At 63.0% G+C, this 22,805-nt stretch carries 16 protein-coding genes; 7 read left to right on the top strand and 9 right to left on the bottom strand.

All coding sequences use genetic code 11. The features are described 5' to 3' along the window. Position 1: 1 nt before the first annotated feature. From GA829_RS32105 to GA829_RS32140, 8 genes are all read right to left on the bottom strand, one after another. Positions 2-652 carry a S24 family peptidase gene (locus tag GA829_RS32105; protein WP_195176526.1) on the bottom strand — a complete coding sequence of 217 codons (651 nt, stop codon included), beginning with the start codon at positions 650-652 and terminating at the stop codon, positions 2-4. 89 nt (positions 653-741) lie between these two features. Continuing rightward, positions 742-1,287 (bottom strand): thioesterase family protein, encoded by a 546-nt coding sequence (locus tag GA829_RS32110; protein WP_195176527.1) that lies wholly within the window; start codon positions 1,285-1,287, stop codon positions 742-744. Positions 1,288-1,351: 64 nt separating this feature from the next. Continuing rightward, entirely contained in the window at positions 1,352-3,571 is a 2,220-nt protein-coding gene (locus GA829_RS32115) for a 3-hydroxyacyl-CoA dehydrogenase NAD-binding domain-containing protein (protein WP_195176528.1), read from the bottom strand. 10 nt (positions 3,572-3,581) lie between these two features. Then, on the bottom strand, positions 3,582-4,157 hold the full coding sequence (locus GA829_RS32120) for a cysteine hydrolase family protein (RefSeq protein WP_308462313.1): 576 nt from the start codon (positions 4,155-4,157) through the stop codon (positions 3,582-3,584). 4 nt (positions 4,158-4,161) lie between these two features. Then, complete coding sequence (locus GA829_RS32125) at positions 4,162-5,370, bottom strand: acetyl-CoA C-acetyltransferase (protein WP_195176529.1); 1,209 nt, start codon at positions 5,368-5,370, stop codon at positions 4,162-4,164. Positions 5,371-5,401: 31 nt separating this feature from the next. Then, positions 5,402-6,571 carry an acyl-CoA dehydrogenase family protein gene (locus GA829_RS32130; protein WP_195176530.1) on the bottom strand — a complete coding sequence of 390 codons (1,170 nt, stop codon included), beginning with the start codon at positions 6,569-6,571 and terminating at the stop codon, positions 5,402-5,404. 111 nt (positions 6,572-6,682) lie between these two features. Next, complete coding sequence (locus GA829_RS32135) at positions 6,683-8,473, bottom strand: acyl-CoA dehydrogenase (protein ID WP_195176531.1); 1,791 nt, start codon at positions 8,471-8,473, stop codon at positions 6,683-6,685. A gap of 234 nt (positions 8,474-8,707) precedes the next feature. After that, the gene (locus GA829_RS32140; protein ID WP_195176532.1) at positions 8,708-9,169 is read right to left on the bottom strand and encodes a MerR family transcriptional regulator; all 462 of its coding nucleotides are present in this window, start codon (positions 9,167-9,169) and stop codon (positions 8,708-8,710) included. 457 nt (positions 9,170-9,626) lie between these two features. Here GA829_RS32140 and GA829_RS32145 point away from each other — a divergent pair, with 457 nt between their 5' ends. From GA829_RS32145 to GA829_RS32160, 4 genes are all read left to right on the top strand, one after another. Beyond that, positions 9,627-13,667 carry a peptidoglycan-binding protein gene (locus GA829_RS32145; protein WP_195176533.1) on the top strand — a complete coding sequence of 1,347 codons (4,041 nt, stop codon included), beginning with the start codon at positions 9,627-9,629 and terminating at the stop codon, positions 13,665-13,667. Between the two features lie 191 nt (positions 13,668-13,858). Further along, positions 13,859-14,782: a sulfite exporter TauE/SafE family protein gene (locus GA829_RS32150; protein ID WP_195176534.1), complete on the top strand. Its 924-nt coding sequence runs from the start codon at positions 13,859-13,861 to the stop codon at positions 14,780-14,782. Then, a complete protein-coding gene (locus GA829_RS32155) occupies positions 14,782-15,573 on the top strand; it encodes a TIGR02186 family protein (protein ID WP_195176535.1) in 792 nt (263 codons plus the stop codon). Before GA829_RS32150 ends, GA829_RS32155 begins: the two co-directional genes overlap by 1 nt. A gap of 165 nt (positions 15,574-15,738) precedes the next feature. Further along, positions 15,739-16,995, top strand: a complete 1,257-nt coding sequence (locus GA829_RS32160; RefSeq protein ID WP_195176536.1) for an Hsp70 family protein — start codon at positions 15,739-15,741, stop codon at positions 16,993-16,995. Positions 16,996-17,013: 18 nt separating this feature from the next. Here the strand turns inward: GA829_RS32160 and GA829_RS32165 are convergent, their stop codons facing one another. Further along, entirely contained in the window at positions 17,014-17,922 is a 909-nt protein-coding gene (locus tag GA829_RS32165) for a LysR family transcriptional regulator (RefSeq protein ID WP_195176537.1), read from the bottom strand. A 278-nt stretch (positions 17,923-18,200) separates the two neighbouring features. Here GA829_RS32165 and GA829_RS32170 point away from each other — a divergent pair, with 278 nt between their 5' ends. From GA829_RS32170 to GA829_RS32180, 3 genes are read left to right on the top strand one after another with little or no spacing between them, the layout of a single operon-like run. Next, positions 18,201-21,131 (top strand): molybdopterin oxidoreductase family protein, encoded by a 2,931-nt coding sequence (locus tag GA829_RS32170; RefSeq protein ID WP_195176538.1) that lies wholly within the window; start codon positions 18,201-18,203, stop codon positions 21,129-21,131. Then, positions 21,128-21,862 carry a 4Fe-4S dicluster domain-containing protein gene (locus tag GA829_RS32175; RefSeq protein ID WP_195176539.1) on the top strand — a complete coding sequence of 245 codons (735 nt, stop codon included), beginning with the start codon at positions 21,128-21,130 and terminating at the stop codon, positions 21,860-21,862. The genes GA829_RS32170 and GA829_RS32175 overlap by 4 nt, the downstream gene beginning before the upstream one ends. Positions 21,863-21,868: 6 nt before the next feature. Then, a complete protein-coding gene (locus GA829_RS32180; protein WP_195176540.1) occupies positions 21,869-22,804 on the top strand; it encodes a dimethyl sulfoxide reductase anchor subunit family protein in 936 nt (311 codons plus the stop codon). Position 22,805: the final 1 nt, after the last annotated feature.

Below are 22,805 nucleotides of genomic sequence, written 5' to 3' on the forward strand. Positions count from 1 at the left end.
CTTACTGACTTGCCCAGACAATCCGCGCCACCCATTCGACATCGCGCATGGCGATGTCACGGTCCGGATGATCGGGATTGAGCGAGACCAGCATGATCGACTTGATGGTCTGGCGGTCGAGCACCTTGGCCATCACCTCACCTGATATGGTCTTGACGACGACGCGATCCCCCTTGCGGGTCACGGCGCCCGGCTCGACGATGAGCACGTCACCATTGCGGTAGAGCGGCAACATGGAATCGCCCTGCACCTTCAGCGCATAAGAGCTCTCTGTCGATTGAGCGGGCAGTTCAACCAGATCCCAGCCTTGCCCCGCCGGGAACCCCGCATCGTCGAAGAAGCCGCCGGCACCGGCCTGCGCGAAGCCGAGCAGAGGCACTGAGGATCTCTGTATCGGCAGCGCACCACGGCCCAATTCGCCCCTGCCCTCGATCAGCCCGGTGAACTCATCCAGCGATGCGCCGGTCGCCTCGATGATCTTGGCCAGCGATTCGGTCGAGGGCCAGCGCGGACGGCCATCGGAAGACAGACGCTTCGACTTGTTGAAGGCCGTGGAATCAAGGCCTGCCCGCTTTGCCAGACCCGAGGCCGAGAGCGAGTAGCGCTCGGCCAGAGCGTCGATAGCGGCCCATACGCGGTCATGCGAGAGCACTTCGCTCTCCCTCTCGACAGGAAAAAATACCTTCCCGTTCGTAGCCGTCAGAACCACGTTTGTCTACCGGTTGGCCGGGAGAAGGTTGGTCAATCCCCAGCCTTGGCCAGATCACGCAACCGCCGATGCGAGGTCATGAACAACCGTTCCGGCTCGGTGAGCGGGCGTGGCTGAACACTGGTTTCAAGCGCCGCGACCACCTCGCCCATGTCGACAAAGCGGCGATTGGCCCGGTCGTAGATGCCCGCGTTGGTCATGATCAAGGCGGCCGTCTCGCCGCTGTCGAGGACAAAGCGATGCTTGCCGATGACTTGCGTGCCTTCCCAGCTTTCGATGGACGAGACCACTTCGAAGCAGCGCCACAATCTGATCTCGCGCACATAGACCGATTGAAGCCCGCCCATCATCGGCGCCCAGGCCTTTTTCCTGGCCAGCCTGAGCAGGCCTGACCGCAGGAAAATATCGATGCGGCCGAGATCGGCCAGCATCATGTAGCGCGCATTGTTGAGATGAACGTTGTAGTCGATGTCAGTGGGGAGGCAGCGAAACGCCAGCCGGCTTTCGCCACCCATCACATAAGGGCCACGGCTGGACGCCGTGGCGATCATGCGCGCCATCCGCGCCCAGACATACATTACAGCGCCGCGCGTCCTTTTGGACGCGCAAAGGACGCTGCAAGGCTCTTGATTTTACCCATGCTTACGCCGCCTGCTTGGTCTCGTCCTTCGCATAGGGGTCGAAGCGCTGGTAGAAGGTCTCGCCCTTTTCGGCCATGTCGAGCAGCAGCTTGGGCGCCTTGAACTCGGCGCCGTACTTCTTCTGCAGACCCTTGGCGATCTTGACGAACTCTTTCACTCCAATGCCATCGATATAGGACAGCGCGCCGCCGGTATAAGGCGCGAAGCCGAAGGCGAGGATCGAACCGACATCGGCCTCGCGTGGATCGGTGACAATGCCTTCTTCCATGACCCGCGCCGCTTCCAGCGCGATGGTGACCAGCAGCCGCTGTTGCAGCTCTTCATAGTCGACCTTCTCCGCCGGAAGTTGCGGATAGAGGTCTTTCAGGCCAGGCCAGAGCTTCTTCTTGGCCGGCTTGGCTGGATAATCATAGAAGCCCTTGCCGTTCTTGCGGCCAAAGCGGCCGTGGGTGTCGGCCATGGTGTTGATCAACGCCATCTGCTTGGGGTCAACCGCCTTGTCGCCGAGATCCTTGATGGTCTGCTTCATGATCTTCTGGGCGAGGTCGATCGCCGTCTCATCCGTGAGAGCCAGCGGGCCGACCGGCATGCCGGCGGCCTTCGCCGCATTCTCGATCATTGGCGCAGGCACACCCTCGATCAGCATCTTGTAGGCTTCCGACATGTAGCGCAGCACGCAACGGTTGACGTAGAAGCCACGCGTGTCGTTGACGACGATCGGCGTCTTCTTGATGGCGCGGACGAAATCGATCGCGGTGGCCAGCGCCTTGTCGCCGGTCTTCTTGCCCAGAATGATCTCAACCAGCAGCATCTTGTCGACCGGCGAGAAGAAGTGGATGCCGATAAAATTCTTCGGCCGCGCCGAATTCTTGGCCAGCGCCGAGATCGGAATGGTCGAGGTGTTCGACGCGAAGATCGCCGACGGCTTCAACGCCGCTTCCGCCTGCTCGGTGGCGCTTTTCTTGACCGCCGAATCCTCGAACACGGCCTCGACCACAAGGTCGCAGCCGGCGAGGTCAGCATAGTCCGCCGTCGGTGTGATCAGCGACAGCAGCTTGTCCTTCTCCTCGGGCTTGGCGCGGCCTTTCTTGACCAGATCCGCGATCAGGCTTTCCGAATGCGCCTTGCCCTTGGCGGCCGATTCCACGTCGCGGTCGAGCAGCACCACCGGAATGCCGGCCTTGGCCGTGACATAGGCGATGCCGGCGCCCATGAAGCCGGCGCCGAGGATGCCGATCTTCTTGAATTTGGTTTCCGGTACGCCGGCAGGGCGGCGCGCGCCCTTGTTCAGTTCCTGCAGGGAAACGAACAGCGAGCGGATCATCGCCGCTGCTTCCCTGGTCTGCATGATCTCGGTGAAATACCGCTGCTCGATCCTGAGCGCGGTGTCGAACGGCACCAGCAGGCCTTCATAGACGCATTTCAGGATCGCGGCCGCCGCGGGATAATTGCCATAGGTTTCACGGCGCAGGATGGCGATCCCCGGTGGCCAAAGATTGAAGCCGGCGGGCGAATAGATCTGGCCGCCGGGCAGCTTGAAACCCTTCTCGTCCCAGGGCGCCACCGGCTTCAGGCCGTTCCTGATCATCGCCTTGGCGGTCTCGACCAGCTTGGCTGGTTCCGATATCTCATGAATGAGGCCCATCGCCTTGGCCTTTTGCGGCGACAGCGTCTGGCCCGACGTCAGCATCTGCAGCGCCTGCTGCTGGTCGGTCAGGCGCGGCACGCGCTGCGTGCCGCCGGCGCCTGGAAAGATGCCGATCTTCACTTCGGGAAGCGCCATCTTGACCTTGTCGGAATCGGCCGCGACCCGGCCATGACACGCTAGCGACATTTCGAAGGCCCCACCCATGCAGGTGCCGTTGATGGCGGACACCCATGGCTTGCCGCAGGTTTCCAGCTTACGGAACAGGCCAGTCATGGCGCCGGCATTGTCGAACAGGGCCTTGGTTGCCTTGACGGCGTCCTTGCCCTTTTCAGATGCGAAGGTCTTCAACATCTTCTGCAGCATGGTGATGTCGGCGCCGCCGGAGAACGTGTCCTTGCCGGAGGTGATGACCGCGCCCTTGATGGCGGCGTCCGCCGCCACCTTGTCGACGATGGCGTCGAGCTCACGCATCGCCTCTTCGGTGAAAACATTCATCGAGCGGCCCGGCATGTCCCAGGTGACCAGCGCAATGCCGTCGGCGTCGATGTCGAGCGTGAAATTTGTGTAGGTCATCTAAACCTCCTTAGGCCGCGATATTTTCAGCGACAGCCGCGACCACGGCGTCGGTTGTTACAATGGAAGCAAATTCGCCATTGAGATTGGACAAGGTCATCTGGTGGATGGCCTCGGCGCTTTCCGATCGGCCGTCAAAACCAACACGGTCGAACGTGTAGCAGGCGTCCTGAACCAATTGCGCCTCGAAGCCCATGTTTCCGGCCATGCGCGTGGTCGTCTCGACACAGTGGTTGGTGGTGATGCCTGCAATCACCAATGTCTGGTGGCCGGCATCACGCAAACGCTTTTCCAGGTCGGTGCCTATGAAAGCGGAGTTGACATGTTTGACGATCACCGGCTCGCCAGCCTGTTCACGCGCCTGCGAGATCGGCTGATATCCGCTGCGTTCGGGCCGCAGGGCTGAGTCCTTCTCGACCGAAGCGTGGCGGATATGGAATATCGCTAGACCTTCACGGCGAAATGCCTGCAGCAGACGGGCGATGTTTTCGACCGCCTCGGGATTGTTTCGCCGCAGGCCGGCGCGTTCAAATTCGACGAAAGCCATCTGCACGTCGATCAGGATCAGGGCGGGTTTGGTTTGCACGGCGCTACACCCGCTCGATGATCGTGGCGGTGCCCATGCCGGCGCCGATGCAGAGCGTCACCAGCGCGGTGTTGAGGTCGCGCCGCTCAAGCTCGTCCAGCACCGTGCCGAAGATCATCGCGCCGGTGGCACCGAGCGGGTGACCCATGGCGATCGCGCCGCCATTGACGTTGATCTTGTCGTGCGAAATGTCGAACGCCTGCATGTAGCGCAGCACCACCGAGGCGAAGGCTTCGTTGAGCTCGAACAGATCGATGTCCGAGAGTTTCATCTTGGCGCGCTTCAGCAGCTTTTCGGTCACATCAACCGGGCCGGTCAGCATCAACACCGGCTCCGAGCCGATGTTGGCGAAGGTGCGGATGCGGGCGCGCGGCTTCAGGCCCATCGCCTTGCCGGCCTTCTTCGAGCCGAGCAAAACGGCGGCGGCGCCATCGACAATGCCGGACGAATTGCCGGCGTGGTGGACATGGTTGACCTCTTCGATCTCGGGGTGCTTCTGCACCGCGACGGCGTCGAAGCCGCCCATCTCGCCTGGCATGATGAAGGCAGGATTGAGCGAAGCCAGCGACTGCATGTCGGTCGACGGGCGCATATGCTCGTCATGGTCGAGGATGGTCAGGCCGTTCTGGTCTTTGATCGGAATGACGGAATTCTTGAAGCGGCCATCGGCCCAGGACTTGGCGGCACGCTTCTGGCTCTCGACCGCATAGGCGTCGACGTCGTCGCGCGAGAAGCCATACTTGGTGGCGATCAGATCGGCGGAGATGCCTTGCGGCACGAACCAGCCGGGCAGACCGACCGAAGGGTCCATGAACCAGGCGCCGCCGGAAGCGCCCATGCCGACACGCGACATCGACTCGACACCGCCAGCGATAACGATCTCGTCCGCGCCTTGCGCGATCTTGGCGGCGCCAAAATTGATGGCGTCAAGGCCCGATGCGCAGAAGCGCGAAATCTGCATGCCGGGCGCCTTGGTGTCGTAGCCGGCCTCGAAGGCGGCAGCGCGCGGAATGACGGAGCCGGCTTCACCTACCGGATCGACGCAACCGAAGATGATGTCGTCGACGGTGCCGGTGTCCAGCCCGTTGCGGTCGCGCAGTGCCTCAAGCGTCTTGGCGGCGAGCCGCACGGCGGGCACTTCGTGCAGCGAGCCATCCTTCTTGCCCTTGCCGCGCGGCGTGCGCACGGCGTCATAGACATAGGCTTCCGTCATTTTCTTGCTCCTTGGTTTTATCGAACGCAGCTCAGAGCGAGCGTCCGATCAGCAATTTCATGATCTCGTTGGTGCCGCCGTAGATGCGCTGGACGCGAGCGTCGCGGAACATGCGGGCGATCGGATATTCATTCATGTAGCCATAGCCGCCATGCAATTGAAGGCACTCGTCGACCACTTTTCCCTGCAGGTCGCTGAGCCAGTATTTGGCCATCGACGCGGTCACCGGGTCGAGCCCACCATTGATGTGGCGCGTGACACAGTCATTGTAGAACACGCGGCCGATTGTGGCCTCGGTCTTCAGTTCGGCCAGCTTGAACTGGGTGTTCTGGAAATCGATGATCGCCTTGCCGAAGGCCTTGCGTTCCTTGACGTAGTCGATGGTCAGCGCCAGCGCCCGCTCGATCATGGCGATCGCGCCCGTGCCGATCTGCAGCCGCTCCTGCGGCAGTTGCTGCATCAACTGGACGAAGCCCTGTCCCTCCTCGTGGCCGAGCAGGTTGGAAGTCGGCACGCGCATGTCGTTGAAGAACAGCTCCGAGGTGTCGTTGGCCTTCAGGCCGATCTTGTCGAGGTTGCGGCCACGCTGGAAGCCTTCGACCTCGTCGGTCTCGACGACGATCAGCGAGGTGCCTTTGGCGCCCTTCTCCGGATCGGTCTTGGTGACGACGATGACGAAATTCGCCAGCTGGCCATTGGTGATGAAGGTCTTCGACCCGTTGATCTTGTACTGGTTGCCATCCTTTTCGGCCCGCGTCTTGACGCCTTGCAGGTCGGAGCCGGCGCCAGGCTCGGTCATGGCGATGGCACCGATCAGTTCGCCGGTGGCAAGCCTGGGCAGCCACTTCTTCTTTTGCTCTTCCGAGCCGTAGTGGAGGATGTAAGGAGCGACGATCGAATTGTGCAGGCCAATACCGAAGCCATCGACGCCGACATGGCCGATCGCCTCGATGATGGCGCTCTCATGCGCGAAAGTACCGCCCGAGCCGCCATATTCCTCCGGCATCGACGCGCAGAGCAGACCGGCGGCACCTGCCTTCAGCCAGCTTTCGCGGTCGACCATTTCGTTCTTCTCGAACTCGTCGTAGCGCGGCGCGATCTCCTCCGACATGAAGCGGGTCGCCATGTCGTAGAGCATGCCGACCTCGTCCGCCGCCCAGGCAGGCTTGGGGAGACCAAGGATTTCGGCAGGGTTGGTCATGCGATGATCGTCCTCCCAGGCACATCAGCGGAATCGGGGGCTGGCGCTCACGCGTGCCTCCTCGCGGCCCATCGGGCCACCCTCCCCTCGAGGGGGAGGGCTAAGCCATATTTAGAACGCTTCCGCCGGCAGTGCCATCATCGTGTCGGCGCCGCTGGAAATGCGGGCGAGATGAGCCGAGGTTTCCGGCATGATCCGCTCCATGAAGAAGCGGCCCGTGACCAGCTTGTTGTCATAGAACGACGAGGCGCCGTTGGCGCCGACCTTGCCATGTGCCGCCTTGGCCATCTGCGCCCACATGTAACCCAGCGCAACGAGACCGAAGAGATGCATGAAATCGGTCGAGGCAGCGCCGGCATTGTCCGGCTTGGCCATGCCGTTCTGCAGCAGCCACATGGTCGCCGCCTGCAGGTCGTTGAGGCCCTTCTTCAGTGCCTTGGTGAACGGCGCCATCTTCTCATCCGAGCGGTTCTCCTCGCAGAACTCTCCGACTTCCTTGAAGAAGGCCTGTATGGCGCGGCCGCCATTCAAGCCGAGCTTGCGGCCGACAAGGTCAAGCGCCTGGATGCCATTGGCGCCTTCATAGATCATGGCGATGCGGGCATCGCGCACGAACTGGCTCATGCCATGTTCTTCGATATAGCCGTGGCCGCCGAACACCTGCTGCGCCATGACGGCGTGATCGAAACCCTTGTCGGTGAGCACGCCCTTGACCACCGGCGTCATCAGGCCAGTGTAGTCGTCGGCGACCTGACGGTCCTTCTCATCCTCGGAGCGGTGGGCGATGTCCGACTTGATCGCCGTCCACAGCGCCAGCGCGCGGCCGGCTTCGTTGAAGGCCCGCATGGTCATCAGGCCTCGGCGGATGTCTGGATGGACGATGATCGGATCGGCCTTCTTGTCCGGTGCCTTGGCGCCCGACAGCGAGCGGCCCTGCAGGCGGTCCTTGGCGTAGGCAACCGCGTTCTGGTAGGCGATCTCGGACAGCGACAGACCCTGCAGGCCGACGCCGAGGCGCGCTTCGTTCATCATCGTGAACATAGCTTTCAGGCCGCCATTGGCTTCACCGAGCAGCGTGCCCTCGGCCTCGTCATAGTTCATGACGCAGGTCGAGTTGCCGTGGATGCCCATCTTCTCCTCGATCGAGCCGCAGGAGACGGGGTTCCTGTCGCCGGGGTTGCCCGAAGCATCGAGCTTCAGCTTCGGCACGATGAACAGCGAGATGCCCTTGACGCCTTCCGGCGCACCCTCGATGCGGGCCAGCACGAGATGGACGATATTGTCCGACATGTCGTGCTCGCCGGCCGAGATGAAAATCTTCTGGCCCGATATCTTGTAGGTACCGTCGCCGTTGGGGACAGCCTTGCTGCGCAGCAGGCCGAGATCGGTGCCGCAATGCGGCTCGGTCAGGTTCATGGTGCCGGTCCAGGCGCCTTCGATCATCCTGGGCAACCAGGTCGCCTTCTGCTCGTCGGTGCCGTGGGTGATGATCGCCGCGATCGCGCCTTGCGTCAGGCCGGGATACATCATCAACGACATGTTGGCCGAGACCATGTATTCGGCGACCGCGGTGTGGACTGCATAAGGCAGGCCCTGGCCGCCAAATTCGACCGGCGCGGCCAGTCCCATCCAGCCGCCTTCACGGTACTGGTCGAAAGCCTCCTTGAAGCCTTTCGGTGTCGTCACCGAGCCGTCGTCATGACGGACGCAGCCTTCCATGTCGCCGACGCGATTCAACGGATGCATGACGTTTTCGGCGAGCTTGGCACCTTCAGCGAGGATCGCCTCCAGCACATCGGGCGTGGCGTCGGAAAATCCGGGAAGGTTCGAATAGCGCTGATAGCCCAGCACTTCATTGAGCACGAACAGCGTGTCCTGGACCGGAGCCCTGTAGATCGGCATGCTTTTCCTCCACCATGCGGATTTGGCCCCGAACCAAGCCGTGGGAGGCAGGCGGGCCAATGTTGAAGCTGGAATAGCAAATATTGACGTTTGCGTAAACGTCAATTCTTTTGGCGCGGCGAATTTTTACCAGAAAGGCCGTGGCGGGCATCGTTGCACGACATCCGCAAACGACAAAGAGCCGCGTGGCAAAGGCCACGCGGCTCTCAAATCAACCCAGGAGTGGAAGTTGTCTTAGCCGGCGACGCTGGCTTGCGGCGCGGCGCGTTCGGTCAGCATCTGACGCACCGCCGACATCGAGCCGCTCAACTCGTTGATGGCGTCGTCGATCAGCGCCCGCTGCTTCTGGAGGCGGGCCAGCTGCTTCTCCGACTTGTCCAGAGCGAGCTTGAGCTGCTTGGTGTTGGAGCCGGTCGGATCATAGAGATCCATCATCTGCTTGACGTCGCGCAGCGAGAACCCGACCTTGCGGCCAAGCAGGATCAGCTTCAGCCGGGCCTTGTCGCGGCGCGTGTAAAGACGGGTGGAGCCGTCGCGCTGCGGGTTGAGCAGGCCCTTGTCCTCATAGAAACGCAGCGTGCGCAGCGTCACTCCATATTTCTTCGCCATCTCGCCGATGCGGACGAGGTCTTCGCCGGTTTCGACAGGTACATTGTTGGTGTTGGCCGCGGTCTCGCCGGCCGAAATAAGCTTCATGGTCACTGACTTTCCCCGTCTGGTGGCATCGCGGTCTCGGACCTTGCGTCGCCTGAGTGGAAGCGGGGGGCTTGCTTCCAGTCGTGGTTTCAACAAACAAATCGCAAACGGCATGCCCGGCACGCCTTTTACGTTTACGTCAATTCTATACCGATAGCCGCATCATGACGCAAGGGCGTTCTGCGGGCGGACCTTTTTGCCGCATCGTTAAGCGGTTTCTAAAGATCGTCGCAACTTCTTAAGTTTGGTTAACGCGTTGTTTACCACGTTGGGCGAAATGTGCGCATGTCGGTTACCCGTGTTTATCCTGTATCGAATTTTTCACGGTTTTTCGGAGCGCGGGCGAGAGCCTGGGAAGCACGCCTTCCACCGCGGCAAAAGCCACCGGTCGCCTTCGTTCCGGCAGGGACTTGGGGAACTGGCCGCAAGCCAGTCATTGTGAAAAACGGACGCACCGATGAACAGCAAGCGGTCCTACCTCGACACACTCAATGCCGGCAGGCAGCGCAAGCCGCAAACCACGCTTGAGCAGCTCAACCGCTCCCTGGAGACGCTGGAGCAGCGGCTGGGACGGACACGCGAGGATATGGCGGCGCGCCCTGAGCCGCGCCAATATGGTGCTGAACCACGCTATCCCGGCGCGGAACCGCGTTATCCCGGCGCCCAGCCCCAGAACCAGCAGCGCTGGTATGAGGATCCGCAGTCCGCGCAGCGCCCGAAAAGCCCGACGCCGGCCCCGGCCGCGTTCGACCAGAATTACCAGGCCATCGCCCGCGACATCGACCGCGTACGCGGCCAGGAAGACGGCGTCGCCATGGTCGGCAAGATCGCCGTTGAATTGCGCGGCATGCGCGAGGAACTGCGCCAGCAGATGACCGCCGGCCTGCAGCGCGAATTCGATGCACTGCGCGTCGATATCGACCGCGCCTTCCAGTCGAGCGCCAGATCGGGCGGCCAGGCTTCGGGTAAGGGCAGCGCTGAACTCGGCCTTGAATTCGAGCGGCTTTCCGGCGCCATCCAGACGCTGTCCGAAAAGAGCGACGACAGAAGCGTCAACATGCTGCGGCTTGAACTCGAGCAGGTCAAAGCCGCGCTCGACACATTGGCGCGCGAGGAGAGCGTGCAGAAGGTCGATCGCCGCTGGGATGATTTCGACCGCCGCTGGACGGCTTTCGAGGATCGCGTCGATGCCGACCACCGCAAGCGCTCGGACGACCCCGGCCTGGCAATGCTGACCGACCGGCTGGAGCAGATCAGCAATGCCGTCAACAACCTGCCGGAATCGTTGTCGCTGCGCTCGCTTGAGGAAAAGGTGCGTACGCTTGCCGGCGCTGTCGATCATTTCGCCAGCCAGCAGGACAATCGCGGCAGCGACACACTCGGTATGATCGATGAGCGGCTGGACGAGATTTCGCGCGCCATCGTCGCCTCGACTGTCGCGGCGCAAGCCAATTCGTTTGACCACGAAGCCTTCGAGCGAATCGAGAAGCGTATCGATTCGCTTGCCCAGCAGATCGAGGAAGTGGCGCATGATCGCCCGAGCAACGAGGTCATCGACCGGTTGAACATCATGTCGAGCCGCGTCGACGAACTCGCCGGCCGCGCCAATCTGCCCGAGCAGGCGATGGAACGCCTGGCCAGGCAGATCGCGTTGATTGCCGACAAGATCGATCAGTCGCCTGCCATGCCCGACCCCGAATACATCTTCCAGGGGCTGGAGCAGCGCTTCGACGTGCTGTCCGGCATGATGGAACGCCGCCAGGGCGATGCCATGGAACAGGGCAACATGCTGTTTCGTGATCTGGAGCGCCGGCTGGACGAAGTGGCCGACAGGCTCGACCAGCGCAGCACGCCGCAGGTCGACAGCGCAGGCATCATGGAAGCCATCGACGCCCGCTTCACGGCACTCGCCAAGCGCATGGAAACGCGCGTTCCCGACCCCGCCGGTGAGGCGGCGATCCGTGGCCTCGAAAGCCGGCTCGAAGACATTTCAAACCGCCTGGATACGTCGGCGGCGCAGGTTGCCGGCATCGACCCGGCGCTGATCCGCAGCCTGGAGGCACAGGTCGCCGGCCTGTCCGACCATCTGTCCAAGCCTGGCGCACCGTTGCCGGAATTCGAGGATATCAGCCCACGCCTCAACGAAATCGAAAAGTCGCTGGCCGGTACCCGCGATTCGATCGTCGGCGCGGCGCGCGAAGCGGCAGAGAACGCCGTGCGCTCGATGGCCGGCTCCACCGCCAACACGGCCGCCGTTTCGGGCCTTGCCCAGGACCTGAAGACGCTCGAGACGCTGACACGCCGCTCGGACGAGCGCAATTCGAGAACCTTCGAGGCCATCCACGACACATTGCTCAAGATCGTCGACCGCCTGGGTTCGCTGGAAACCAGCGAGCCCGTGGAGGCGGTGAGCGAATTGGTGGACACGCGAACAGACGAGCCGAGGAGCAAACAGCGTTTGCGGTCCGCAAAGATCGCGGTCCAGGACGCACCGTCCCTGGATATCGACGAGCCAACGCCGCTGACAGGCGACATGGCCGACCTTGACGGCCGCGCCGCCGCAATCATGCGCAACGAACCGGCCATGCGCGGCGACCTGCGTACGCGTATTGACCCGGTGACGCGTACGCCTGCGGAAGCCGCTGCCGCCGCCGCCATGGCAGCCCTTGGTTCGGACACGATCGCCGAGAAAGGCGAACAGGCAGGCGGCCGGAAATCAATGTTCGGCGGCCTGGCACGCGCCTTCAGGGGCAGCAAGAAAGAAGCAATGCCGCCGCTAGCCGGCTCGACGCCGAGCGTCGACATGCCAAGCGTCGATCTCGATGAGCCGCTGGACCCGAAGATGGCCAACCGGCCGCTTGAGCCCGGCTCCGGCGCGCCCGACCTCAACGCCATCATGAAGCGGGTGCGTGACGAGCGTGGCCAGCCTGCCCCAGCCAGCGACACCGATGCCGCGAAATCGGACTTCATCGCTGCTGCCAGGCGTGCGGCGCAGGCTGCCGCCGCCGAGGCCGACGCGCTCAAGCGCCAGTCGACGATGAGCGGCCCGGTCAAGGCGCTGCGGATCGGCGACCTGCTGAAGGCGCGGCGCAAGCCGATCCTGATGGCGTCGACGGCAATCATTCTGGCGCTGGTCGGCATGCAGCTGGGCAAGGCGTTTTTCGTCGATCCCGTCGAAGTGGCAAGCAATGACGCGGCACCTATCGTCGCCGCGCAGCCAGTCAAGACCACCTCTGTCGACGCCGCCCCCAGCCAGCCGAAGATGGACGCCCAGCCCGTGGCAACGGAAGAAGCGCCCGCCCGCTCCGTCAGGCAGGCCGCGTCTTCCGAACCAGTCAAGGACGACATGGCGGCGCAACCGGCCATGCCAACCGACACCGAAGCTTCAATGGATGCCGGGCCCGCGCCGGCTCCGCTGGTATCGGCCGTGCCGGTCGACCCGCTTGCCGCAACGCCTGTAGCAACCATCTCGGAGCCTCCGGCATCCACGTCCCAGGCTTCGATTGTACCGGCTCCTGCTGCTCCAATCGCGGCGGAGGCGGCGGATACCAATGCTGACTCGCAGCCAATTCCAGCCATGTCCAAGGACACCACCGGGGCTGTCCCGCCGGCTGCTGCCTCGACGGCGGGCGCCACGGCCAAGATCGATATCCCGGCCGATGCCGGCCCGGTCGCCTTGCGCGACGCAGCCGCGGGCGGCGACGCCAAGGCGCTGTTCGAGGTCGGTTCCCGCTACGCAGAGTCGCGCGGGGTCAAGGAAGACTTGGCGGCGGCGGCCAAATGGTATGAGAAGGCAGCCGAGCTCGGCTTCGCGCCAGCCGAATACCGCATCGGCAATTTCTACGAGAAGGGCATTGGCGTCGCCCGCGACGTCAAGAAGGCGAAGACCTGGTACCAGCTCGCCGCCGAGCAGGGCAATGCCAGCGCCATGCACAATCTGGCCGTGCTGTTCGCGATGGCCGCCGACGGCGTGACCGACAATGAATCGGCCGCGCACTGGTTCCAGGCCGCCGCGGATCTCGGCGTCAAGGACAGCCAGTTCAATCTCGGCATCCTGGCTGCCAAGGGTGTCGGCATGAAGCAGAATCTCGAGGAATCCTACAAATGGTTCGCGCTCGTCGCCAAGACCGGCGACAAGGATGCGGCGGCCAAGCGCGACGAGATCGCCAATGCGCTGCGCCCCGAACAGCTTGAGCGCGCCCGTGCCGCCACCGAGCTGTGGAAGGCCAAGCCACTCGATGCCGCCTCCAACTCCGCCGATATTCCCGAATCCTGGCAGGAAGGCCAACCGCAGACGACCGCCAGCGTCGACATGAAAAAGGCCGTCCAGAACATCCAGCGCATTCTCAACAAGAACGGTTACGACGCTGGTGGCGCCGACGGCATGATGGGCCAGAAAACCAAGACGGCGATCATGGCATTTCAGACCGACAACAAGCTGCCGGCGACCGGTACGGTCGACGAAAAACTGATCAAGGCACTGCTGGCGCGCAAATAACGGCGGATGCGTCGTTTCCACGACGCCCTTGCCACACATTTGCCTGTTAACTGATTGAGATGTTTTTTGTTTCGGCGGCGCGGCGCGGTTTGACTTCGCCGTTCCGCCGGCGCAAGAACGTGATAGCTTTTCGGCGTGAAATGGCCGCAACGGTTGCATTCGTCGAGGGGCAAACTGGTCGAGACTGACGGGTGGGCATCTATCTCCCGATTGCGGAAATTTCCGTCAACGTCTTCGTGCTGCTGGCCATGGGCGCGGCGGTGGGCTTCCTGTCGGGCATGTTCGGCGTCGGCGGCGGCTTCCTCATCACACCGCTGCTGATCTTCTACAACATACCGCCGGCAATCGCCGTCGCCACCGGCGCCAACCAGGTCATCGCCTCGTCCTTCTCCGGTGCGCTGTCGCACATGAAGCGCGGTACACTCGACTTCAAGCTCGGCGGGGTGCTTCTGGCTGGCGGCATTGTCGGCTCCACGGGCGGCATATTCGTGTTCGGCTTCCTGAGGCGGCTCGGCCAGCTCGATCTGTTCATCTCGCTGCTCTACGTCGTGCTGCTCGGCACCGTCGGCGGGCTGATGCTGGTTGAAAGCGTCAACGCCTTGCGCGCCACCCGCAGCGGCGCCGCACCGGTGCTGAAGAAATCCGGCCAGCACAACTGGATCCACCGCTTGCCGCTGAAGATGCGGTTCCGCGCCTCGAAACTGTTCGTCAGCGTCATCCCGGTGCTTGGCCTGGGCGCGGCGATCGGCTTCCTGTCGTCGATCATGGGCGTCGGCGGCGGCTTCATCATGGTGCCGGCGCTGATCTACCTGCTGAAAGTGCCGACCAACGTCGTCATCGGCACATCGCTGTTCCAGATCATCTTCACCTCGGCCTATACGACGCTGGTCCACGCAACCACCAACCAGACGGTCGACGTCATGCTGGCCTTCCTGCTGATGGCCGGTGGCGTCGCCGGCGCGCAATATGGCGCCAAGGCCGGCCAGAAACTGCGCGGCGAGCAGCTTCGGGCGCTGCTGGCGCTGCTGGTGCTGGCTGTGGCGATCAGGCTTGCCATCGACCTGTTCGTCACGCCGCCCAATCTATATTCGCTGTCCGGCGCGGGCCTGAACTGATGTCTGGCTTGAGCGCGCTCAAGGCCGCAATACTCCTTTCGCTGATTGTGGCCGCCGCACCGGCAAAGGCACAGACGCCGCCAACGGAAGGCATCCAGATCGGCCTTTCCACCGACAATGTCTCGATCACAGCCGGTTTTTCCGGCGCCGATCTCACCATCTTCGGCTCACTGGAAAACCCCGACCCGCTTGTCGCACGCCAGGGGCGCTACGATGTCATCGTCGTGCTCGAGGGTCCGCCGAAGCCGGTGGTGGTGCGCCGCAAGGACAGGGTACTTGGCGTCTGGGTCAATCTGGAATCGGAGACCTTCGAGAACGTGCCGGTCTCCTATTCGGTGGCGACAACGCGGCCGCTACAGGACATCACCGAACCAAACAGCTACAAGCAACTGTCGCTTGGCGCCTCCAACCTCTATATGCAGCCCGCCGATGCCGGCGACAGCCCGGCGACGATCGAGGAATTCACGGCGGCATTGCGTGAGCGCAAGGCCGGGACCGGCCTCTACAGCGAGAACGTCGGCGGCGTGCAGTTCCTGTCGCAGAACCTGTTTCGCGCCACGGTCAGGCTGGCGCCGAATGTCCCGGTCGGCACCCACAAGGCACGCGCCTTCCTGTTCAAGAGCGGTCTGTTCATCAAAGAGAGCTCGGCCCAGCTGGAAATCCGCAAGTCCGGTTTCGAGCAATCGATCTTCCGTGTCGCCCACGACTATTCCTTCCTCTACGGCGTCTTTGCCATATCGCTGGCCATGGTGACCGGCTGGCTCGGAAGGCTGATCTTCCGCAGGGATTAGAACTTTTCCCGAAAAGTGGTTTCCCTTTGCGGGAGCATGCGGTAGACCGCGCTCCCCAGTCAGCAGAACAAACACTTCGTTCGGCAGAGCGATCCGGTCCGCCGGATAGCGATACGCCGCCGCGCGGCGCCAGCCCGGCCGCCAAGACATCTACAGGATTCAGTCATGCGACCAGCCTTCGCCGGCATCGACTTCGGCACTTCGAACTCCACCGTTGGCGTGGTCAGGAATGGCAAGCCGCACCTTGTCGCGCTGGAAGAGAACCATGTCACGCTGCCAAGCGCGGTGTTCTTCAATTTCGAGGACAACCATACGTATTTCGGGCGCCGCGCCATCGCCAACTATACGGACAGCGTCGAAGGCCGGCTGATGCGCTCGCTGAAAAGCGTGCTCGGCAGTTCGCTCGCCCACGAGAAGACGCGCATCAAGGCGCGCTCGATCGGCTTCATGGAGATCGTCGGCCTGTTCCTTGGCCATCTCAAGAAAAAGCTGGAGGAAGATGCCGGCGACACCGTCGAGACCGTGGTGCTCGGCCGCCCGGTGCAGTTCGTCGATGACGATGCGGAGGCCGACGCGAATGCCCAGGGCGAGCTTGAGAAGGCGGCGCGTGCGCAAGGGTTCAAGCATATCGCCTTCCAGTTCGAGCCGATTGCCGCCGCGCTCGACTATGAGCAGAGGGTGACGCGCGAAGAACTGGCGCTGATCATCGATATGGGCGGCGGTACTTCTGACTTCTCGATCGTCCGCGTTTCGCCGCAGCGCGCCCAGTCGCTCGACCGCAAGGATGATATCCTGGCCAGCCGCGGCATCCATATCGGCGGCACCGACTTCGACCGGTTGCTGAGCATTGCCCATGTGATGCCGCTGCTCGGCTACCTGACCCCGACCAAGGACGGCAAACGCAACCTGCCGGCCAGCTATTTCATCGATCTCGCGACATGGCAGCGCATCAATCTGGTTTACACCGCCAAGGCGATGACGCACCTGCGCCAGATCCGCTACGAGGCTGTGCGCGCGGACCTCGTCGACCGGTTCATCCATATCGTCGAGCACCGCTACGGACATGCGCTGGCCGCGCTTGTCGAAAAGGCCAAGATCGAACTGACGGACGCCTTGTCGGCGCAAGTCGCGGTGGCGTTGCCGGAGGCCCGGTTCGCGGCCGAGATATCACGCGGCGGGCTCGATGCCACGATCGCCAGGGACATCGAGAAGGTCACGGCGACAGTCGGGCAGACCATCCGCGATGCTCAGTTGAAACCATCCGACATCACGGCGGTGTTCCTGACCGGCGGCTCCACCGCGATCCCCTTGGCACGGCAGCAGATCCTGTCGCTGGTGCCGCAGGCATCCGTCATCGAGGGCGACATGTTCGGCTCGGTCGGGCTTGGCCTGGCACTCGACGCGCAGCGGAAGTTCGGTTGATATCGCTTCGTGGCTGGCTCAAACAAGAGCGGCCACCGTTTCATCCATGCTGGCGCCGAGATGGGCCTTGAGTGCCATCTGAGCCAGGCTCGCCTGGCGGTCACGATGGGTGATCATGGCGAAGTCGCGTTTGGGCAGGTCGATCGGCACCGACCGCAAGCTGCCCTCGGCGACGGCGCGCGCCACGACAAGTTCCGAGATGATGGTGGCGCCAGCGCCCGCCTCGACTGCCTGGCGAACCGCTTCATTGCTTGGCAGCACCAGGAAAATCTGTAGATCGGCGAGTGAAATCCCCTCGCCGCGCGCCAAGTCCTCCAGCACTTCGCGCGTGCCGGAACCGCCTTCGCGGATGATCCAGCGCAACCCCTTGATGTCGGGACGGCCGGGTGACGGTTCGGCGATCTCCGGATGCGAACTGGCCACGACCAGCATCAGGCGGTCCAAATCAACCTTGGCACGGCGCAGAATATCGGATTCGGTGCGCCCCTCGACCAGGCCGAGATCCGCCGCGCCATCAAGAACATTGGCCTCGACCTGCCTGGTGTTGCCGATGGTGACACTCAGCCTGACGGCTGGATAGGCTTCGTGGAAGGAGGCCAGCCGGCGCGGCAGCCAATAGCTGGCGATGGTCTGGCTGGCGGCGATCGAGAGACTGCCGGTGACCGTCTGCGAGACATGCTCCAGCACATTGCGGGCGGCAGCTGCCCGCTCAAGCACGGCCTTGGCCTCGGGCAGGAACCGGTGCCCGGTCTGGGCAAGCTCGATGTTGCGGCCAACCCGGTTGAACAGATGCACGCCATGCTGCTGTTCGAGCGAACGAATGGCGGCCGATGCGGCCGACTGCGAAATGCCCAGCAGCTCCGCCGCCTTGGTCATGTGGCCGCGCTCGGCGACAGCGACGAAAATTCGCAATTGGTCGAGAGTCATAAGCGTATTAAGAACCAATATCGATTGAATTTACAAGAACAACTGATTAGACGCATCGATAGCTTTATTCTAAGTTTTTGATTGAAGTTAGAAAAAATTCGCCATCGGATCGCAAGGGACGACATGATCGGGCGGTTCAAATCGTTGTTTGCGCATTGGACCCGCAGTCTGCGGCGGCAACTGGCTGGCGACCGCTATCATCCGGAAGAGCACTATATGCGCGGGCCCGGGCCGAAGACGAAAGCCAAGTCTTCCGGCAGCGCAAGCACCCTCAAGCGATGACCCAGGGCTCACCGCGCGGCGCGAATTCGGCTCCGTCGCAAAGGCCGCTGGCTGACAGCCGCGCGCCCGATGAGGGCGACGGGGTAGACACCTCGCCCAGCATCTCCGACAGCATCGCCAAGACGACCTGCTACATGTGCGCCTGTCGCTGCGGCATCGACGTACACATCAAGGACGGCAAGGTCCGCTACATCAACGGCAACAAGGACCATCCGGTCAATCGCGGCGTGATCTGCGGCAAGGGCAGTTCCGGCATCATGCAGCACTACAGCCCGGCGCGGCTGAAGAAACCGCTGTTGCGCACCGGCCCGCGCGGCTCGGGCGAATTCCGCGAGATCGAGTGGGAAGAGGCTTTTTCGATCGCGGCCGGGCGGCTTTCCACCATCCGTCGGACCGACCCGAAAAAACTCGCCTTCTTCACCGGGCGCGACCAGTCGCAATCCTTGACCGGCTGGTGGGCGAGCCGTTTCGGCACGCCCAATTTCGCCGCTCATGGCGGCTTCTGCTCGGTCAACATGGCGGCAGGCGGCCTCTATACGATCGGCGGATCGTTCTGGGAGTTCGGTGAGCCCGACTGGGACAACACGAAATACTTCATGCTGTTCGGCGTCGCCGAGGACCATGATTCCAACCCGATCAAGATCGGCCTCGGCAAACTCAAGGCGCGCGGCGCCAAGGTGGTTTCGATCAATCCTTGCCGTACCGGCTACAACGCCATTGCCGATGACTGGATCGGCATCCGTCCCGGCACCGATGGGCTGTTCGTCTTCGCGCTGATCCACGAATTGCTGAAGGCCGGCCGCGTCGATCTCGACTATCTGCTGCGCTACACCAATGCCCATACGCTCGTCATCCAGGAGCCGGGTGCGGCTGATGATGGGCTGTTTGTCCGTGACGCCGAAGGCAATCTGCTGGCCTGGGACAGGGTGGCGAAGACACCGGTCTGCGCCGCCGATGCGAATGCCAAGCCGGCGCTGACTGGCAGCTTGACAGTCGAGGGCCGCCGATGCGTGCCGGTGTTCCAGCTCATTGCGGAACGCTATCTCGATGAGAGTTTTGCACCCGACGCTGTCGCGGAACGCTGCGGCATTCCGGCCGATACGATCCGAAGGATTGCCGCCGAACTTGCCCATGTAGCTTTCGAGCAGGAGATCGAACTGCCGGTGGCATGGACCGACTGGGCCGGGCGACGGCATGAGACCATCAAGGGACGGCCCGTCGCCATGCACGCGATGCGCGGCATCTCGGCCCACTCCAACGGTTTTCACACCTGCCGCGCCATCCATCTGCTGCAGGTGTTGCTGGGCACCATCGATGTTCCCGGCGGTTTCCGCTTCAAGCCACCCTACCCGAGGTCGGCGCCACCGGGGCCGAAGCCTTGCGGCAAGCACGTGAAGCCGATGACGCCGCTGGACGGCATGCCGCTTGGCTTCGTCTGCGGGCCTGACGACCTTCTGGTCGACGATGCCGGCGTGCCGCTGCGCATCGACAAGGCCTATTCCTGGGACGCGCCGCTCGCCGCGCACGGCCTGATGCACACCGTCATCCGCAACGCCTGGGCGGGCGATCCCTACAAGATCGACACCCTGATGATGTACATGTCGAACATGGCCTGGAATTCCTCGATGAACACCGTCGAGACCATCGCCATGCTGACCGACAGCGACGAAGAAGGCCGCTACAAGATCCCCTTCATCATCTATTCCGATGCCTACTATTCCGAGACGGTGCCGTACGCCGATCTCGTGCTGCCGGACACCACCTACCTCGAAAGGCACGACTGTATCAGCCTGCTCGACCGGCCGATCAGCCACGCCGATGGACCGGGCGACGCCATCCGCCATCCGGTGGTCGAGCCCGACCGCGACGTCAGGCCATTCCAGTCGGTGCTGATCGAGCTTGGTGCGCGGCTCGGCCTGCCCGGCTTCGTCAATGACGATGGCTCGGCCAAATACCGCGACTATGCCGACTACATCGTCAACCATGAGCGCACGCCGGGCATCGGCCCGCTTGCCGGCTGGCGCGGCAAGGATGGTACCGCCATCGGCAAGGGCGAGGTCAACCCCGACCAGTTGCAGCGCTACATCGACAATGGCGGCTTCTGGCATCAAGATTTCGCGGACGACCAGCGCTACTACAAGATGGCCAACCGCTCCTATCTCGACTTCGCGGTGCAGATGGGTTTCATCCCCAAGGCCGAGCCGATCGTCTTCCAGCTCTATTCCGAGCCTATGCAACGCTTTCGCCTTGCCGCGCGCGGTCATGGCAAGGTGCAGCCGCCCGAGACAGAGCGCAGCCGCATCGAGACCTACATGGACCCGCTGCCGTTCTGGTACACGCCCTTCGAGGAAGCCGCCGTCGATCTCAAGACATATCCGCTGCACGCGCTGACACAGCGGCCGATGCACATGTACCATTCCTGGGGATCGCAAAATGCGTGGCTCAGGCAGATCACCAGCCAGAACAGGCTGTTCGTACATCATAAGACCGCGACCAGCCTCGGTCTTGCCGATGATGACTGGGTCTGGATCGAGAGCATCAACGGCAAGGTGAAGGGGCAGATCAAGCTGATCGACGGCGTCAATGCCGACACGGTCTGGACCTGGAATGCCATTGGCAAGCGGCGCGGCAGTTGGGGGCTGAAGGACGACGCGGCTGAATCCAACCGCGGCTTCCTGCTCAACCATGTCATTGGCGACCAGACATCGGCCGACAGGAACGGCAAGCGCTATTCGAATTCCGATCCGGTCACCGGCCAGGCGGCATGGTTCGACCTGCGCGTGCGCATTGTCAAATGCGCGGCTGATGAAGCGGGCTTTACCGAACCTCAGTTCGAGCGCTTCCAGCAGCCGCCGCATTTCGAGCCCGCGCCCGACACGCTGAGCTTCGGTGCCGAGTTCCGCCGGAAACGAGAGGCCACGAAATGACCTGTCTGCCCGCCCATACCGACAAGAAGCTCGGCCTCGTCATCGACCTCGACACCTGCGTCGGCTGCCAGGCCTGCGTCACCGCCTGCAAGGAGTGGAACACCGGCGGCCATATGGCGCCGCTGACCGACATCGATCCCTATGGCGGTCATGTCGACGGCGTCTGGTTCAACCGCGTGCACAGCTACGAACACACCACCGAGATGGGCGGCCGCACGGTCAATTTCCCGCGCTCCTGCCTGCATTGCGAAACGCCGGCCTGCGTCACTGTTTGCCCGACCGGCGCCTCCTACAAGCGCGCCTCGGACGGCATCGTGCTGATCGACGAAGACAAGTGCATCGGCTGCAAATTGTGCAGTTGGGCCTGTCCTTATGGCGCGCGCGAATTCGACACCGAAGTCGGTGTGATGAAGAAGTGCACGCTGTGCGTCGACCGCATCTACAACGACAATCTGGCCGAGGAGGACCGCGTGCCGGCCTGTGTCGCCGCTTGCCCGACCAGTGCACGGCATTTTGGCGATCTCGGCGACCCGGCCTCGGCGGTGTCGCTGCTGGTGGCGGAGCGTGGCGGCGTCGACCTGATGCCGGAACTCGGCTATAACCCGACCAACAAATACCTGCCGCCGCGCGCCCACAGCAAGCGCGCTGCATCGGTGGCCGCGCCGGCACTCGAAGCGGTGCGGGCCGAAGGCGGTTTCCTCGGCTGGGTCGACCGCATGCTTTCGAACTGACCGCTCATGCATCCAGCCTTTTCCGTCGTCTTTTTCACCACCGCCACCGGCGCGGGTTACGGCTTGCTGGCGCTACTCGGTGTCCTCGGCGGCCTCGACTTCATCCCCGCCGATTTCTGGCTCGGCCTCATCGGCCTCGGCCTGGCGCTCGGCCTAATTTCCGCCGGCCTGCTGTCCTCAACCGGGCACCTCGGGCGGCCGGAACGCGCCTGGCGTGCCTTCTCGCAGTGGCGCAGCTCATGGCTGTCGCGCGAAGGTGTCGCCTCTGTCGCTACGTTCATCCCGGCTGGACTGTTCGGCATCGGCTGGGTCTTCTTCGGCCACACCAATAGCTGGGTTGCCTTCGCGGGATTTCTGGCGGCCATCGGCGCCATCGTCACCGTCTGCATGACCGGCATGATCTATGCCTCGTTGAAACCAATCGCACAGTGGCACAGTCCCTACACCTTGCCCGGCTATCTCATCTTCTCGGCGATGAGCGGCAGCCTGCTTGTGAACGGGTTGCTGCAAGGCTTTGCCATCGGCACGAAGACCCTTCTGGCATGCACTGTGCTGCTGACCTTGCTTGGCTGGGGTTGGAAACTGGCGACCTGGCGCTACAACGACCGGCTGGAAATCCCGACCAATGCCAACACCGCGACGGGTCTTGCCGGCGGCACGGTGCGGTCGCTGGAATGGCCGCACACCGAGGAGAACTATCTGCTCAAGGAAATGGGCTTTCGCATCGCGCGCAAGCACAGCGCCAAGCTGCGCTTGATCACACAGGTTCTCGCCTTCGCCGCGCCGGTCGTGTTGCTGATTGCCGCCTTCGCTTTGCCATGGCCTTTCGCGGCCTTGCTGTCGGCGCTTGCCGCTGTTGCGCAGTTTGCCGGAATGCTGGTCGAGCGCTGGCTGTTCTTCGCCGAAGCGAAGCACACCGTCACGCTCTACTATGGACGGTAGG

It is taken from the genome of Mesorhizobium sp. INR15, assembly GCF_015500075.1.
GTDB lineage: Bacteria > Pseudomonadota > Alphaproteobacteria > Rhizobiales > Rhizobiaceae > Mesorhizobium.

Bases quoted from the DNA above. Each gene is read 5' to 3' on its own strand.
- GA829_RS32155 (WP_195176535.1), top strand. From the start codon at position 14,782: ATGTCTGGCTTGAGCGCGCTCAAGGCCGCAATACTCCTTTCGCTGATT.
- GA829_RS32115 (WP_195176528.1), bottom strand. From the start codon at position 3,571: ATGACCTACACAAATTTCACGCTCGACATCGACGCCGACGGCATTGCG.
- GA829_RS32145 (WP_195176533.1), top strand. From the start codon at position 9,627: ATGAACAGCAAGCGGTCCTACCTCGACACACTCAATGCCGGCAGGCAG.
- GA829_RS32170 (WP_195176538.1), top strand. From the start codon at position 18,201: ATGACCCAGGGCTCACCGCGCGGCGCGAATTCGGCTCCGTCGCAAAGG.
- GA829_RS32125 (WP_195176529.1), bottom strand. From the start codon at position 5,370: ATGACGGAAGCCTATGTCTATGACGCCGTGCGCACGCCGCGCGGCAAG.
- GA829_RS32165 (WP_195176537.1), bottom strand. From the start codon at position 17,922: ATGACTCTCGACCAATTGCGAATTTTCGTCGCTGTCGCCGAGCGCGGC.
- GA829_RS32180 (WP_195176540.1), top strand. From the start codon at position 21,869: ATGCATCCAGCCTTTTCCGTCGTCTTTTTCACCACCGCCACCGGCGCG.
- GA829_RS32110 (WP_195176527.1), bottom strand. From the start codon at position 1,287: ATGTATGTCTGGGCGCGGATGGCGCGCATGATCGCCACGGCGTCCAGC.
- GA829_RS32130 (WP_195176530.1), bottom strand. From the start codon at position 6,571: ATGACCAACCCTGCCGAAATCCTTGGTCTCCCCAAGCCTGCCTGGGCG.
- GA829_RS32160 (WP_195176536.1), top strand. From the start codon at position 15,739: ATGCGACCAGCCTTCGCCGGCATCGACTTCGGCACTTCGAACTCCACC.
- GA829_RS32135 (WP_195176531.1), bottom strand. From the start codon at position 8,473: ATGCCGATCTACAGGGCTCCGGTCCAGGACACGCTGTTCGTGCTCAAT.
- GA829_RS32175 (WP_195176539.1), top strand. From the start codon at position 21,128: ATGACCTGTCTGCCCGCCCATACCGACAAGAAGCTCGGCCTCGTCATC.
- GA829_RS32140 (WP_195176532.1), bottom strand. From the start codon at position 9,169: ATGAAGCTTATTTCGGCCGGCGAGACCGCGGCCAACACCAACAATGTA.